Genomic DNA, 15,926 nt, shown 5'->3' with positions numbered 1-15,926 from the left:
CTTACATCGACGGCGGGAAGGCGCCCTGGTCTTCGCAGTTTTCCACCAGGATGTCGTTCGGGCTGGCGTTGGGGACGTAGACCTGGTTGACCGGCGACGGCGGGAAGTTGGGGTCGGGAGCGCAGTCGGCGCTCTGGCCCGGGCCGACCGCCACCTGCGCGCCGGCCTTCAATTGGCAGCGCACCACGCTGTTGAGCTGGCTCCAGGCCGGGCAGATCGCGTTGGCCGCCTGGTATTGGGCGACCGGGCCCTGCGGCTGGCTGAACGACCACCAGCGCCCGAGCCGGGAGCCCGGCTTGGCGCTGTCCCATACCCGGTACACGACGGCGCCGGCGGCGGCGTCCTGGCGGTAGACCGCGCCTTCGCACAGGCCGCCCTTGCCCGGCGCGCCGACGGCCTTGGCCAGCAGCTCGGGATTCTGCGCCGCGCTCATGCCGGCCGGCGGCGGCAGCACGCCGCCGACGCAGCCGTTGGCGGACAGGCCCGGCTTGGCGGGCGGGGTGGTGGAGCAGGCGATCAGGATCAGGCTGAACGAGGCGACGGCGGCGCGGCGCAGCAGGGCGGACATGGCGTGTCTCCAGTGGGTGGGAAAGCGGTTCGCATACTGCAAAACATAGTTGATTCAAATGTCATTTTCAGCGGCGGGCGGAAAAAAGGCGTCGGACAGAGCCGACGCCCAAAGCTGCGGAAACAATCGCGATCAGGCCACGGCGGCGCTGGCGGCGGATTTGCCGGCCTGGGCCGGGCCGCCTTGCAGCTCGGCCTGGCGCGCTTTGGCCTGCCGGTAGTTGGCCAGCTTGATGTGGCCGAAGCCGCGCACGCCTTCCCAGGTCTTCACCCATTCCACCGCCCGCGGCAGCGCGTCCGGCGTGAGCTTGGCCAGCAGCGCCGGCAGCTCCTGCTCGAACTCGGCGATCAGCTGCCGCTCCAGCTTGCGGTCGTCCTGCCAGGCGAACGGATCCAGCGCGGTGCCGCGCAGGAAGCGCAGCTTGGCCAGCATCTTCATCGCCGGCATCAGCCAAGAGCCGATGGCGATCTTGCGCGGCTGGCCGCGGGTGAGCCAGGCCACGCCGATGTGGAAGCGCAGCTTATAGTCGCCGTCGAACTGGGCGGCCACCTCGCGCTGGAACTCGCCGTCGCTGTACAGGCGCGCCACCTCGTACTCGTCCTTGTAGGCCAAGAGATGGTGGTAGGCGCGGGCGGCGGCCAGCGTCAGCGCGGTGCTGCCCGGCTGGGCGGCCTCTTCGGCCTGGCGCACCTTCTGCACCAGCGCCTTGTAGCGCTCGGCCAGCGCGCCGTTCTGGTAGGCGGCGAGCAGAGTGGCGCGGTGGTGGACCACGGCGTCCGGCGTTTCACGTGGAACGAAGGCCACCACGGCGGTTGGGCTGACCAGCGCTTCGACGCGGGCCAGATCCTGGGCGGCGTGGCGTCCCCAGGTGAAGGCGTCCTGGTTGAACTTGACCGCGGCGCCGTTCAAGCGCACCGCTTCCATGATCGCCTCCAGCGACACCGGCACCAGGCCCTTTTGCCAGGCGTAGCCCAGCATGAACATATTGGTGGCGATGGCGTCGCCCATCAGCGCGGTGGCCAGCTTGTTGGCGTTGACTTCGCTGAAGCGGCCGGCGCCGACCGCTTCGACGATGGCGTCCTTCATCGCCTTGGCCGGGTAGCGGATGTCCGGGTTCTTCAGGAAGCCGCTGGTCGGCGATTCGTAGCTGTTGACGATGGCGTGGCTGAAGCCGTCGCGCATCTTGGCCAGCGCTTCCTCGGCCGCCGTCACCACCAGGTCGCAGCCCAGCACCAGGTTGGCGTCGCCGGCGGCGATGCGCACCGCGTGCAGCTTGTCCTGGGAGTCGGCGATGCGCACGTGCGACCATACCGAGCCGCCCTTTTGCGCCAGGCCGGCCATGTCCAGCACCGTCACGCCCTTGTTGTCCAGATAGGCGGCCATGCCCAGCACCTGGCCGATGGTGACCACGCCGGTGCCGCCGACGCCGGTGACCATGATGCCGAACGGCTCGTGCAGCGCCGGGATCTTCGGCATCGGCAGCGCCGGCATCTTGGCGAGATCGGCGCTGGCACCGGCCGGCTTCCTCAGCTTGCCGCCTTCCACGGTGACGAAGCTGGGGCAGAAGCCCTCGACACAGGAGTAGTCCTTGTTGCAGCTGGACTGGTCGATCTTGCGCTTGCGGCCCAGCGGCGTTTCCACTGGCAGCACCGACAGGCAGCCGGACTTCTTGCTGCAATCGCCGCAGCCTTCGCACACGCGCTCGTTGATGAAGGCGCGCTTGGCCGGGTCGGGGAACTCGTTGCGCTTGCGGCGGCGGCGCTTTTCGGCGGCGCAGGTCTGATCGTGGATCAGGATGGTCACACCCTCGATGTCGCGCAGCTCGCGCTGCACGCGGTCCAGCTCGCGGCGGTGGAACACGTCGATGCCGGGGGCCAGGCCCTGGGCGTTCTGGTACTTGTCCGGGTCGTCGCTGGTGATCACGATGCGCTTGACGCCCTCGGCCGCCAGCTGGCGGGTCATCATCGGCACGTCCAGGTAGCCGTCCACGTGCTGGCCGCCGGTCATCGCCACCGCGTCGTTGTACAGGATCTTGTAGGTGATGTTGACTTTGCCGGCCACCGCGGCGCGGATGGCCAGAATGCCGGAGTGGAAGTAGGTGCCGTCGCCCAGGTTGGTGAAAATGTGCTTGGTGGTGGTGAACGGCGCCTGGCCCAGCCAGGTGATGCCCTCGCCGCCCATCTGGGTGAAGGTCTTGGTGGTTTCCGGGCTGATCCAGTGCGCCATGTAGTGGCAGCCGATGCCGGCCACCGCCCGGCTGCCTTCCGGCAGCTTGGTCGAGGTGTTGTGCGGGCAGCCGGAACAATAGTGCGGCACGCGGGCGATGGATTCGCGCGGCTGCACCAGCTGCGCCTCTTTATCGTCGTAAAACTTCAGGCGGTCGTGGATCACCGGGCTGTCGAAGATCAGCGCCAGCCGGTTGGCGATGGCGCGGGCGATCATCGCCGGGGTCAGCTCGCCGGCGGCCGGCAGCAGCCAGTCGCCGTGCGGCAGCGCCCATTCGCCTTTCTCGGCGAACTTGCCCACCACGCGCGGGCGGATGTCGTCGCGCCAGTTGTACAGCTGTTCCTTCAACTGGTATTCGATGATCTGGCGCTTCTCTTCCACCACCAGGATTTCTTCCAGGCCCTGGGCGAACTGGCGCACGCCTTCCGGCTCCAGCGGCCACACCATGCCCACCTTGAAGATGCGCAAGCCGATGTCGGCGGCCTGGGCCTCGCTGATGCCCAGGTCGTCCAGCGCCTGCATCACGTCGAGGTAGCTCTTGCCGCAGGTGATGATGCCCAGGCGCGGCTTGGGGGAATCCAGCGTGATGCGGTTGAGCTTGTTTTCGCGGGCGTAGGCCAGCGCCGCGTACAGGCGGTGGTGCAGCACGCGCTTTTCCTGCGCCAGCGGGGTGTCCGGCCAGCGGATGTTGAGGCCGTCCTCGGGCAGCGGGAAATCCTTGGGAATCTTGAATTCCAGCCGTTCCGGCGTGATGTCGACGATGGCCGAGCTCTCGACGGTGTCGGTGATCGCCTTGATCGACACCCAGCAGCCGGAATAACGGCTCATCGCCCAGCCGTGCAGGCCCAGGTCCAGCACTTCCTGCACGCCGGACGGGCTCAAGACCGGGATCATGCTGGCGGCCAGGATGTGGTCGGACTGGTGCGGGAAGGTGGACGACTTGGCGGCGTGGTCGTCGCCGCAGACCAAGAGCACGCCGCCGTGCTTGGAGGTGCCGGCCGCGTTGCCGTGCTTGAGCACGTCGCCGGAGCGGTCCACGCCCGGGCCCTTGCCGTACCACAGCGAATAGACGCCGTCGTATTTGGCGCCTTCGAAGATGTTGACCTGCTGGGTGCCCCAGACCGCGGTGGCGGCCAGGTCTTCGTTGAGGCCGGGGTGGAACACCACGTTGTGGGCGTCCAGGTGCTTCTTGGCCTTGATCATGGTCTGGTCGACATTGCCCAGCGGCGAGCCCCGATAGCCGGTCACATAGCCGGCGGTGTTGAGGCCGGCGGCGCGGTCCAGTTCCTGTTGCAGCATGGGCAGGCGCACCAGCGCCTGGATGCCTGTCATCAGAACCTGGCCGGTGGGGGCGGTGTATTTTTCTTCCAGGTCTGCGTGGCGGATTGACATGGTTTCTCCTCCTGTCGTGCTCGCTTGTGGCGATCAGCCCGCGGCCGCCTTGTGGGCGGCTGGTTCCGGGCGCTTGCTGTGCTGGCGGGCGCCGGGGACACTTTATTTTTATACCTTGTGCCCTGGGTATGCGCGGCTGTCGCAGCTTAGAGTGTTAACCCTAATGCCGCCGACTATAGTTTACGTTTACGTCAACGTCAAAGGGATCGCGACAAGGCCTGCCCGGGTGCGGTTTATGTGCCAGTGCAGCAAAATATTGCCTGTTAAGTGTTTGTAAACCGACTGTATAGGTAATGATGATTTTTCCGGCGGAATAAAGCGGGTAAGCTGGATGTTGGAATATTCCGTGTCGCAGAGAATCGCATGTCTTCCTCCTCTTCCGCCGGCGACAGCCGCGGCGTGCTGTACACCGTCGGCGCCTTCATCTGCTGGGGCCTGTTTCCGCTGTATTGGAAGCCGCTGCACGAAGTGCCGGCTTTGCAAATTCTGTGCCACCGCATCGTGTGGTCGGCCTTGTTCGTGGCGCTGGTGCTGACCGCGCTCAGGCAATGGGACGACGTGCGCGCCGCCTTGCGCCAGCCGCGCCAGCTGGGCGTGTTCGCGCTGTCGTCGACGGTGCTGTCGCTGAACTGGCTGATCTACATCTGGGCGGTGAATGCCGGCCACGTGGTGGAAGGCAGCCTGGGCTACTTCATCAACCCGCTGGTCAATGTGCTGCTGGGGCGGCTGGTGCTGTCCGAGCGCTTGAGCCGGCCGCAGAAACTGGCGGTGGGGCTGGCGGCGGCGGGCGTGGCCTGGCTGACCTTCAGCGCCGGCTCGCTGCCGTGGATCGCGCTGTCGCTGGCCGCCACCTTCGGCTTGTACGGTCTGTTGCGCAAGATGGCGCCGCTGCCGTCGTTGCCGGGCCTGGCGCTGGAAACCTTCCTGATGTCGCCGCTGGCGCTGGCGGCGCTGCTATGGTTCGAATGGAGCGAGCAGGGCGCTTTCGGCCATGTTGACGCGCTGCGCAACGGCCTGCTGATCGGCGCCGGCGTGGTGACGGCGGTGCCGCTGTTGATGTTCGCCGCCGGCGCGCGCCGGCTGAAGTTGGCGACCGTCGGCCTGATCCAGTACATCGGCCCCAGCATCCAGCTGGCGCTGGGCGTGATGCTGTATGGCGAGCCTTTCGGCGCCGACCGCGCGCTGGGCTTCGCGCTGATCTGGAGCGCGCTGGCGCTGTATTCGGCGGTGGGCGCGCGCGAGCTGTGGCGCGGCAGGCGCCGGCAGCCGGCTTGAGCCGCCGGATCCATCCAAGAAAAACGGCCATCCTTCCGGATGGCCGTTTTTTCATGCGCGACGCGCCGTTTCAGTGCGCGGGCTGGGTCAGCTTGAGCAGCAGCTGGAAGCGGTCCTCGACGCCGAACTTCTGGAAGATGGCGGTGAGGTGGGCCTTGACCGTGCGTTCGGTGATGTCCAGCTCGCGGGCGATCTCCTTGTTGGAGCGTCCCTGCTTGAGGATGGCGATCACCTCGGCCTCGCGGCTGGAGACCCGATCGCGCCAGCCGGCCTGCTCGGGCGGCGGCACCAGCGCGCCGAAGCGCTGGCACAGCTGCAGCAGCAGGCTGCGGCCCAGCCAGGTGCCGCCGGCGGCGACGCTGGCGGCGATCTGGCGCAGCTCGTCGGCGGCGGCGTAGGCATGGGCGTAGCCGGACACGCCCAGCTGCAGCCAGTGCATGCCTTCGGCGTCGTTGGGCGAGGAGCTGAGCGCCACCACCCGGTAGTGTCGGCACAGCGCCGGCCAGTCGGCGTCGCGCTGGCCGGCGTCCAGACTGGCCAGGTCCAGCCACAAGACGGCGTCCCTCTCCGGCGGCGGCAGGCGCGCGCAACGGCGCGCCTCCCCCAGCGCCTCCTGCCAGTAGCCGGCCAGCACCGAGCTGGCGGAGAACAGCAGGTGGACCATGTCAGCGCTCCCGCAACGCTTCAGCCTTGGCGCGCAGCACCGGCTTCAGCAGGTAGGACAGAATGCTCTTCTTGCCGGTCATGATGTCCACCTGGGCCACCATGCCGGGGAAGATGGGCAGCTTTTCCTTGCCCAGCAGCGAGCCCTGGGTTTTCACCTTGACGATGTAGAAGGCGTTGCCCTTCTCATCGGTGATGGTGTCGGCGCCGATCTCGGCCACGCTGCCCTCCATGCCGCCATAGATGGTGAAGTCGTAGGCGGTGAAGCGCACCACGGCGCGCTGGCCGGGATGGAGGAAGGCGATGTCGCGCGGGGTGATCCGGGTTTCCAGCAGCAGCGAATCGTCGATCGGCACGATTTCGATGATGTCCTTGCCCGGCTGCACCACGCCGCCGATGGTGTTGATGAACAGCCGCTTGATCTGGCCGCGCACCGGGGAGCGTACTTCGGACAGCTTGACCTTGTCGGCCAGCGCCACGCTGCCGGCGGACAGGCTGCTGGCCTTGGCCATGGTGTCCGACAGCTCGGCGCTGGCGGTGTTGCGCATCGCCAGCTCCACTTCCTGGATCTTGCGCTGCGCCTCGCCGATGGCGGCCTGGATCTTGGGCATCTGCGCGGCGGCCTGGTCGCGTTCGCCGCGGAAGCGGGCGACGTCGCGCTCCAGGCGCAGCAGGTCGACGTCGGACACCGCGCCGGACTCCTTCAGCGGCCGGGTGACGGTGAGTTCCTTCATCGTCAGATCGTAGCTGGACAGGGCCTGGGCATAGCGGGCGCGCACCTCGTTCAGCTCCTGGCCGCGCTGCGCCAGCTGCTGGCGGGCGATGCCGACGCTGGCGTTCAGCTCCATCTGCTTGGAGTTGTACAGGTCCATTTCCTGCTTGGCGATCTCCGGCGCCAGCTCCAGCACCTTGGGCGGCAGCTCGAACGGCGTGCCGCCCGCCAGCGCCTTCAGCCGCGCGGTCTTGGCCTGCAAGGCCAGGTACTGCGCCTGGTTTTCCTCCAGCGAGGAGACGAAGCGGGTGTTGTCCACCTTGAGCAGCAACTGGCCCTTTTGCACCACCTGGCCTTCCTTGACCAGGATTTGCGACACCACGCCGCCGTCCAGGCTCTGCAGGTGCTGGTTCTGGCTGGACGGAATCACCTTGCCCTCGCCGCGCGACACTTCGTCCACCTTGGCGAAAGCCGCCCACAGGAAGGCGACGATGAACACGCCCAGCATGCTCCAGACGAAGATGCGTGGCCGGCCCGGGCTCTGCTGCAGGATCGCCCAGTCGGCGTCGGCGGCGAAGTCGTTGCGGTCGGCTAGGTCGCGGGCGGAGGCCCAGTCCATCAGCTTGTCCCAGTACGGGCCGGTGCGTTCCTGACCGCGCTCCACCCAGCCGTTCAGGCGTTGTTTCCAGTTCATTTCCATCTCAAACGCCCGCCTTTCCGATCTTGCCTTGTTGCAGCGCCTCGATCACTTGTTGCTTGGGTCCGTCGGCGACGATGGCGCCGTGGTCGACCACGATCAGCCGGTCCACCAAGTCCAGCAAGGTGTTGTGGTGGGTGACCAGCAGCATGGTCTTGCCGGACGACACCCGGGCCAGCGTCTGGCGGATCTGGCTTTCGCTGCTGTGGTCCATATTGCTGGTCGGCTCGTCCAGCAACAGGATGGGCGGGGCGTTCAGCAGCGCGCGGGCGATGGTCACCGCCTTGCGCTGGCCGCCGGACAGCGATTCGCCGCGTTCGCCGATCAGCATGTCGAAGCCTTGCGGATGGCTGTTGACGAACTCGGTCAGCCCGGCCTGCTCGGCGGCGGCGGCGATGCTGGCGTCGAAGGCGTGCGGCGAACCCATGGAGATGTTCTGCCGCATGGTGCCGTAGAACAGCACCGGGTCCTGCGGCACGTAGCCGATCTGGCGGCGCAGCTCGGCCGGGTCGATCTGCTTGATGTCCATGCCGTCGATGCGGATCGCGCCCTCGGTCGGCTGGTACAGGCCGAGGATCATCTTCTGGATGGTGGTCTTGCCGGAGCCGACGCGGCCGATGATGGCCACCCGCTCGCCGGCGCGGATCTTGAACGACACCTCGCGTAGCGCCACCATCGGGTTGTTGGGGTAGTTGAACGACACGTTGCGGAACTCGATCTCGCCCTTGAAGCTGGTGCGGTGGAAGAAGGCGGCGTCCTTCTCGCGCTCCACCGGCATCTTCATGAAGCCGTCCAGCGAGGCCAGCGAGGTCTTGGCGTTGTGGTACTGGGTCAGCAGGCTGACCACCTGGCTCAGCGGCGCCATCGCGCGGCTGGACAGCATCACCGCGGCGATCACGCCGCCCATGGACACGTTGCCGGCCATGATCTCGTACACGCCCAGCACCAGCATGGCGACCGACAGCAACTGCTGGATGAAGCCGGCGAAGTTCATGGTGGAGGCGGCCAGGATCTTCAGCCGCGAGCCGACCTGGGCCAGGAACAGCGTGGCCTGCTCCCACTTGCCCTGCAGCACGCCCTCGGCGGCCAGCACCTTGACGGTTTCCAGCCCGGACAGGCTTTCCACCAGGTAGGCGTTGCGCTGCGAGCTGGCGCGCAGCGTGGTCTCGGTCAGCGCCTGCATTCGCTCCTGCACCAGCAGGGCGAAAGTCAGCATGATGCAGATGGCGATCACCATTGGCACCGCCATCAGCGGCGAGATCCACAGAATGGCCACCAGGAAGATCAGCACGAAGGGCACGTCGATCAGCGCGGTGATCGAGGCCGAGGCGATGAAGTCGCGCACGGTTTCGAAGGCGCGCAGGTTGGCGGCGAACGCGCCGACCGAGGCCGGCCGCGCCTCCATCCGGATGCCCAGCACCCGTTCCATGATCAGCGCCGACAGCGCGACGTCGACCCGCTTGCTGGCCAGATCTATCAAGTAGCCGCGGGTCAGCTTGAGTAGAAAGTCGAACACCAGCACCAGCGCGGCGCCTATCGCCAGCACCCATAGCGTTTCCAGCGCCATGTTCGGCACCACGCGGTCGTAGACCGCCATCGACACGATGGGCATCGCCAGCGCGAAGACGTTGATCAGGAAGGCGGCCATCAGCGCGTCGCGGTACAGCGACTTGCTGCCGTAGATGGTGCGCCAGAACCAGTGGCGCGCGCGGATCTCGGCCAGCTCCGGCGCGCGCTTCTCGTACTGGAAGCGCGGCTTCACCAGGATGGCGATGCCTTCGAAGCTGTGGTCCAGCTCATCCAGCGGAATCTCGACGACGGCGTCCGGCAGCTCGGACATGCTGAGGAAGGCGACGCCGTCGCGGATCTCGCGCAGGATGCCGGCGGTGTTGTTCTCCAGCAGCAGCACGGCGGGCAGCAGTTGCTGGCGCAGGCTGGACAGCGGCTGGCGCACCACGCGGGTGGACAGGCCGATGCGGCGCGCGGAGCGCGCGAACATCGACGGCGACAGCCGGTTGTCCACCAGCGGGATGCCGGCCACCAGCGATTCGCGGGTGGCGGTGATGCCGTAGCCGCGGGCCAGCGAGAACAGACAGTCGAGCAGGGGGTCGAGGTGGGTCGCTTGCTCGCTCAGCGGCTGCGCGGTTTCAGGATTGGATGTTTCGGAAGCCATGCTTCCACTCCCATGGATATTGTCGGCAATCGTGCCGGGTCTGACTATGTACGGGCCGCCGCCGGGGCGCGCGAACGGCGATCAGCTTTCGTCGTGCGCGAGCCCTGGCGCCGGCGTCGCCGCCACAATGGCCAAAAGACCCGCGGGGCGGGCCTTGCCAGGTTGCGGCGGACGGTGTTTTAGCGCTTGGCCTTGCCAGTCTTCTTCGCTGGCGCGGCGTCTTCCGTCATCGTGGTGGACACGTAGGGATGGATGGGGATGCCGGCGGCGCTGAACGGCGGCGGCGGCGTGTAGGCGGTGCTGCAGGCGTCGCGTTGCGAGTCGTCGCCGTCGGATTCGAAATCCTGCTGTTCGATCGGCTTCAGCTGCAGGCTGGGCAACAGCAGGCCGGACGCGGCCAGCACGCGGGCCTGGGCCAGCTTGTTGTCGTAGTCGGCGTTGGCCAGCGCGCGCTTGGAGTCGTACAGCTCGTTTTCGCTGTCCAGCACGTCCAGCAGGGTGCGCTGGCCGATGTCGAACTGCTTCAGGTAGGCGTCGCGCGCCTTTTCGGTGGATAGCGCGTGCTGGCGCAGGTAGCCCATCTGCTCGCTCAGCTTGTGGGCGTCGTTGCTGGCGATGCGCACCGTCTGCTGCAGGTCGCGGCAGGCTTTGTCGCGCAGGTCCAGCGCCGAATTGTAGCGTTCTGCGGCCATGCCCAGCCGGGCCTTGTCGGCGCCGCCGCGGAACAGGTTGATGTTGAACACCAGCGCCACCGACTGCTTGTCGTGGGTGCCGTAGACGCTGTTCAGGTTGTCGGTTTTCTCGGCGTGGGCGCGCAGGTCCAGCGTCGGCGAGAAGGCGCCGCGCTTGACCTTCAGGTCGCTCTGGGCGGCGCGCACGTTTTCCTGAGCGGCCAGGTAGGCGGGGCTGCTGCGCACCGCGGAGACCAGCAGGTCCTTGTCGCGCGGCAGCTTGTCCTGCAACGCCGGCGCCGGGGCCAGGTCGGTCGGCGGCTCTTCGCCGATCAGTCGCGCGTAGCGGGCGGACACATCGTGCAGGTTGGAGGACTCGTTGATCATATTGGTTTCGGACAGCGCCAGCCGGCCGGCGGCCTGTTCCAGGTCGACGCGGCGGCCGACGCCGGCCTTCACCTTTTGTTCGATCTGGTCGTAGATGCCCTTGTGGACGCCGTAGCTTTCCTTGGCGTAATCGAGCAGCTGGCGGTAGCGCAGCACGTCCAGATAGGTGCGGGTGGCTTCCAGGCCCAGCTGCTCGGAGGCGTCGACGAATTCGTAGTACTTGCCGCGTTTGCCGAATTCCAGCTGCTTGACCGTGTTCATGGTCTGGAAGCCTTGGAACAGGTTTTGGCTGAGGTCGGCCGACCAGCCCTTGCGGTTGAAGTCGCTGGTGACTTGCGGGCCGTAATTGACCAGCGGCTCCTTGTTGTTTTCGCGGGCCTGGGTGTAGGAGACATCCACGGTCGGCAGGTAGCCGGAACGGCCGATGCCGATCTCTTCCGCCGACGAGCGGAATTCATGGAAGCGGAAGCGGACTTCCGGGTTGTTGGCGATGGTTTTTTCCACGACTTGACGCAGGTCGGTAGCCTGCGCCGATGCGGCCGCTAAACTCATCAACGCGGCCAAGGTCAGGCGAACGCTGCATTTTTGTAAGCGTTTCATGGTTAATCGTCTCCGGGTGCAAGGGGCTGATATTATTAAATATTTCAATAAATAGATTAAACAAATTTTCTTTAAATGGCAAGTGAATATTCCGCGCCAAGCGAATATCATTCGTCAATCTGCTACAGTTGCGATCATTGATCGGCATGGAATGACCATGAAGCTTGCCTCGCTCGTTTCGGGACGGCGTTTTCGGCGCTGCCTGATGTCCGTCGTGCTGTTGCTGGCCGGCCTGTGCGTCACCGCCGCCAGCCTGCCGACCGAGCGTTCGGCCGCCCGCTACGGCCCGCGCGCGGTCGCGCTGTTCCGCGAATGGAACCAGCTGCTGGGCAGACTGCAGAGCGCGGACGAGCGGCAGAAGCTGGCCGAGGTTAACCAGTTTTTCAACCGGCGCATCCTGTACCGCGAGGACATAGACAACTGGGGCGTTCAGGATTACTGGGCGACGCCGCTGGAGATGTTCGGCAAGGGGGCGGGCGACTGCGAGGACTTCAGCGTAGGCAAGTACATCTCGCTGCTGGTGCTCGGCGTCTCGCCGGACAAGCTGCGCATCACCTACGTCAAGGCGCGGATCGGCGGGCCGGACAGCACGATCAGCCAGGCGCACATGGTGCTGGCCTATTATCCCACGCCCAGCGCGGAACCGCAGATTCTGGACAGCCTGGTGACCTCAATCGAACCGGCTTCGCAGCGGACCGACCTGCTGCCGGTGTTCAGCTTCAACGCCCAGGGCCTGTGGGTGGGCAACCGCAGCAGCAATGTCTCCAAGCTGACCCGCTGGCGCCAGGTGATGGACAAGATGAAAAACGAGGGCTTCACTTTTTGAGATGGGCGACGCGATGAAAAACCTTTCCTTGATCCAGCGGTTGTGGCTGCTGTTGTTGTTGTTGGTGTTCATGTCGCTGTCGGGCGCGTTGCTGGCCAATCTGTACAACGCCCGCAGCTATTTGGAACAGCAGCTGACTGGCCAAAATGCCAATGCCGCCAACGCGCTGGCGCTGATGATCACCCAGAACCAGGCCGACAAGGCGATGGCCGAAACCTTGATCAACGCGACTTTCGACCAGGGATATTTTCATCACATCCGCTGGCAGGGGGCCGACGGCAAGATCGTGGTCGATCGCGTCAACCAGGCGGTTTTCCCGGCGGCGCCGGACTGGTTCCGGGCCTTGCTGCCGCTGTCCCCGCAGCCGGGCAGCGCGCTGGTCACCGCAGGCTGGCTGCAGGCCGGCGAGATACGCGTCGAGGCCGCGCTGGGCTACGCCTACGAGTCGCTGTGGATGGGCGCGCTGCAGACCATGCTGTGGCTGCTGGGGGCTGGCGTGCTGGCCGGTCTGCTGGGCTCCATCGACATCTTCAAGCTGCGGCGCGATCTGCAGCGGGTGGTGAACCAGGCGCGGGCGATCAGCGAACGGCGTTTCCAGCGCATGACCGAGCCCAAGGTGCCGGAACTGGCGCGGGTGGTGAGCGCGATTAATCACATGGTGGAGAGGCTGCAGTCCCATCTGGGCGAGCAGTCGGAAGAGGTGGAGCAACTGCGGCGCGAGCGCCATACCGATCCGGTGACCGGCCTGCCCAACCGCGAGGCGCTGGAGCAGGCGGTGTCCAGCACGCTGGCCGAGGAGGACGATGTCCGCGGCTGCCTGTTGCTGCTGAGGCTGGCCGGGCTGGCCGAGCTGAACCAGCGCCTGGGCGGCGAGCGCGCCGACGCGCTGCTGGTCCGCTTGGCGGCGGATCTCGAAGACCTGGCTTCGCGGCGCAAGGGCTGGATGGCGGCCCGGCTGCGCGGCGCAGACTTCGCCGTGTTCTGCCCGGAGCTGGAGATCGACGGCGGCCGGCAACTGGCGGAGACGCTGTGCGAGCAACTGGCGCTGTACCGGCAGATGGCGTTGAGCGACCGCGACGGCATCGGCCACATCGGCGTATGCGGCATCGTCCCGGGCGACGGCTTGGCCAGCTTGCTGGCGCGCGCCAGCCAGGCGCTGGCCGAGGCCGAGGCGGCGGGCGACAACCAGTGGCGGGTCGACGACGGCGGCGGTCCGGAAGTGGGCAGCGAGTGGGACTGGCGCGAACTGATCGAAGCCAGCTGCCGCGAGCATAGCCTGAGTCTGCGCTGGTTCCCGGTGCGGGATGCCGCGCGCGGCATCCTGTGGCAGGAAGGCATGCTGTTCCGGCCCGCGATGGGCGGCCTGCCGGCGATCAACGCGATGCGGCTGGTGTCGCACAGCCTGCGCCTAGGCCTGAGCCATCTGGCCGATCTGGAGGCGCTGAGGCTGGCCTTGGCCGACGCGCCGGGCCCCGCGCTGGCGGTGAACCTGTCGCCTGCCTCGCTGGCGGCCAAAGGCTTTCAGTCGCAGGTGATGGACATACTGGGCGGCAGCCGGGCGACGGTATCCTTCGAATTCGACGAGGCGGGCCTGGACGAGCATTGGGGCGCCTTCCTGGCCTTCGGCGAGGCGGTGAAGGGCGCCGGCCACCGGCTGGCGGTGGAAATCCGCGGCCATAGGCTGGAGTTGGTCGCCCGGCTGAACCAGGCCGGCATCGATTACCTGGTGCTGGACGGCGCGCTGACGCGCGGCATCCATCAGGACGAGGGCCGGCAGGTGCTGGTCAAGGGCGTGCAGCGGATGACGTCGCTGATGGGCGCCAGGCTGATCGCCAAGGGGGTGGTCAGCGAAGCCGACGCGAAACGGCTGCTAGAGCTGCGCGTCGATGGCCTGACCGGTCCGGCCGTGGCGTGACGCCGCTTTTCCGGCCGGGGTGATAGGCAGCGTCCGCCGCGGTTCCGCGGCGGGCAGCCGCCGCCAGCCGGGTCGTTTTCATGCCGGACATCTCTGCCGGCGCGACATTTCCCTACCTCTTCTTTCATTCCACGGGTCCGCCACGAGACGGCAGCGCCGCGCTCCGTCGACGCGGACATGGATGGCTTTTTCCCGCCATGCCGCGATGGACGCAAAAAAGCCCCCCGCGTGGGCGGGGGGCTGCCGGCATCGGGCTGCGCGCCTCAATCGGTGTGCAGCTGGCCGTGGTTCAGCAGATTCTTCAGCACCTGCGCGTCGCTGAGTGTCGCGCCCTGGGTCAGATCGACATTCTGCAGCACGATCTGCTGGGTGACCGGCGTGCCCTGGCCCTGGTGATGAACGTCTATCACCGTGTTGGCGCCTTCCTTGTGGAAGTTCAGGTAACCCTCCAGGCTGGCCGCGTTATGGCTTTCGCCCTGCAGCAGGTCTTTCAGGTCGAGCACGTCCTTCTCGCCATGCTGGCCGAAGTCGGTGATCACGTCCCGCGCCGGCTTGGCCGCGGTGCCCTGATCGCCCAGCGACCACTTGAAGGTGTCGACGCCGGCGCCGCCGGTCAGGATGTCGTTGCCGGCGCCGCCGCGGATCAGCTCGCTGGCGTCGGTGCCCGTCAGCCGGTTGTCGCCGGCATCGCCCTGGATCAGGCGCTGGTTCGGGTCCAGCGCCGACAGATCGATGTGCAGCCTGGCGCTGGACAGGTCGCCGTCGGCATCCCGCACCGTATAGGTGAAGGTATCCGTCTGTCCCTGGCCCAACAGCTTGCTGTCGCCGGTGAAGGTGTAGTTGTAGCTGCCGTCCGCGTGCATCAGCAGGTCGCCGAACTGGCCGTGCAGGATCGCTTCCACGCCGCCGTTGCCGGCCTGGCCGCCGCTGGCGCAAGCCACCACCTTCAGGCCGCCGTCGGCGCCGGCAGCGTCGTTCTGTAGCACGTCGCCGCCGGTGGCCGGATGGTGGAAGTCGCTGCCTTCGACGATGCGCGCCATGATGCCGAAGGTGGAGTTGGCGTTCTCGGCGGTGTGGATTTCGTTGCCGATATGGCCCTTGCCATCGTCGAATCCCAGGATCTGCAGGATGTACTGCCGGCCGTTGTATTCAAAGGTCTGGCTGGCGTTGTCGATGGTGACGATGTCCTTGCTGGCTTCGTAGTCGCGGCTGTTCGGCGTCTCCTGGTGGTTCAGGTGGACGAGGAACTGCTGCGGCTGCGCGCCCAGCATGAACGACAGGCCCAGCGTGGCGTTGCTGATGCCGGAGTTGCCGCTGATCTCGTAGTTCAGGTGGGTGAGGTCGCCCAGCTTGAAGGTTTGGTTCAGCGGCAGCGTGTTGTTCAGCTGGAGGTCGTTGTCGCGGAAGCTGTAGCCGGACTGCTGGCCGTAGGTATCGCCCCAGCGCAACTGGTTTTTGCCATCGTCGTTGCCGCCCTGGTTGAAGGCGCTGACGCGGTGGCCGCCGTCCCAGTCCACCCAGTTGCCGACGATGCCGTTGCTGCTGATCTTCAGGTCGCCGCTGAGCACCGCCAGGCTGGCGCGGTCGTCGGCCGCCAGCGGCGCGTCGTTGACGATGGCCACGTTCAGCTTGTCGCTGGCGCTGCTGCCGTCGCGGTCGCGCACTTCCACGTTGAGGCTGTCGATGAAGCGCTCGCCCGCGTTGACGCCGGCGTGGCCAGCATCCGCATCGGCGGCGTGGAAGTGGTCGGCGCCGACGGCAGGCTCACCGGCAGCATCCTGAACACCGCCTACGGCGCGCTGAAGGTCACCTCCTTCGACG

Annotated in this window: 10 protein-coding genes; 3 read left to right on the top strand and 7 right to left on the bottom strand. The window is 66.7% G+C overall.

The genetic code is table 11. From position 1 onward, the window contains the following. Position 1 precedes the first annotated feature (1 nt). A complete protein-coding gene (locus tag ACY3GB_RS13740) occupies positions 2-568 on the bottom strand; it encodes a hypothetical protein (protein ID WP_463089233.1) in 567 nt (188 codons plus the stop codon). A gap of 132 nt (positions 569-700) precedes the next feature. After that, entirely contained in the window at positions 701-4,186 is a 3,486-nt protein-coding gene (locus tag ACY3GB_RS13735; protein ID WP_463089232.1) for an indolepyruvate ferredoxin oxidoreductase family protein, read from the bottom strand. Between the two features lie 363 nt (positions 4,187-4,549). On the opposite strand from ACY3GB_RS13735, the gene rarD reads away from it, so the two are divergent. Beyond that, a complete protein-coding gene (gene rarD / locus ACY3GB_RS13730) occupies positions 4,550-5,461 on the top strand; it encodes an EamA family transporter RarD (protein WP_463089231.1) in 912 nt (303 codons plus the stop codon). 70 nt (positions 5,462-5,531) lie between these two features. On the opposite strand, the gene ACY3GB_RS13725 is transcribed toward rarD, so the two are convergent. The 4 genes from ACY3GB_RS13725 to ACY3GB_RS13710 form a co-directional block, all read right to left on the bottom strand. Beyond that, on the bottom strand, positions 5,532-6,125 hold the full coding sequence (locus tag ACY3GB_RS13725) for a helix-turn-helix transcriptional regulator (protein ID WP_463089230.1): 594 nt from the start codon (positions 6,123-6,125) through the stop codon (positions 5,532-5,534). 1 nt (position 6,126) lies between these two features. Beyond that, complete coding sequence (locus tag ACY3GB_RS13720) at positions 6,127-7,530, bottom strand: HlyD family type I secretion periplasmic adaptor subunit (RefSeq protein ID WP_463089229.1); 1,404 nt, start codon at positions 7,528-7,530, stop codon at positions 6,127-6,129. Between the two features lie 7 nt (positions 7,531-7,537). Then, entirely contained in the window at positions 7,538-9,706 is a 2,169-nt protein-coding gene (locus ACY3GB_RS13715) for a type I secretion system permease/ATPase (protein ID WP_463089228.1), read from the bottom strand. 179 nt (positions 9,707-9,885) lie between these two features. Further along, positions 9,886-11,364, bottom strand: coding sequence for a TolC family outer membrane protein (locus ACY3GB_RS13710; protein ID WP_463089227.1), 1,479 nt, complete (start codon positions 11,362-11,364; stop codon positions 9,886-9,888). Positions 11,365-11,569: 205 nt separating this feature from the next. Between ACY3GB_RS13710 and ACY3GB_RS13705 the strand changes: the two genes are divergently transcribed. Next, entirely contained in the window at positions 11,570-12,190 is a 621-nt protein-coding gene (locus ACY3GB_RS13705; RefSeq protein ID WP_463089226.1) for a transglutaminase-like cysteine peptidase, read from the top strand. Positions 12,191-12,203: 13 nt separating this feature from the next. Beyond that, on the top strand, positions 12,204-14,105 hold the full coding sequence (locus tag ACY3GB_RS13700; RefSeq protein ID WP_463089225.1) for a bifunctional diguanylate cyclase/phosphodiesterase: 1,902 nt from the start codon (positions 12,204-12,206) through the stop codon (positions 14,103-14,105). Between the two features lie 263 nt (positions 14,106-14,368). Here the strand turns inward: ACY3GB_RS13700 and ACY3GB_RS13695 are convergent, their stop codons facing one another. Next, the gene (locus ACY3GB_RS13695; protein WP_463089224.1) at positions 14,369-15,775 is read right to left on the bottom strand and encodes a choice-of-anchor K domain-containing protein; all 1,407 of its coding nucleotides are present in this window, start codon (positions 15,773-15,775) and stop codon (positions 14,369-14,371) included. Between the last annotated feature and the right edge of the window lie 151 nt (positions 15,776-15,926).

It is taken from the genome of Chromobacterium sp. Ag138 (assembly GCF_055181315.1).
The sequence above is the reverse complement of the archived record's forward strand: the minus strand, read 5'-3'. Positions and strand labels throughout refer to the sequence as shown.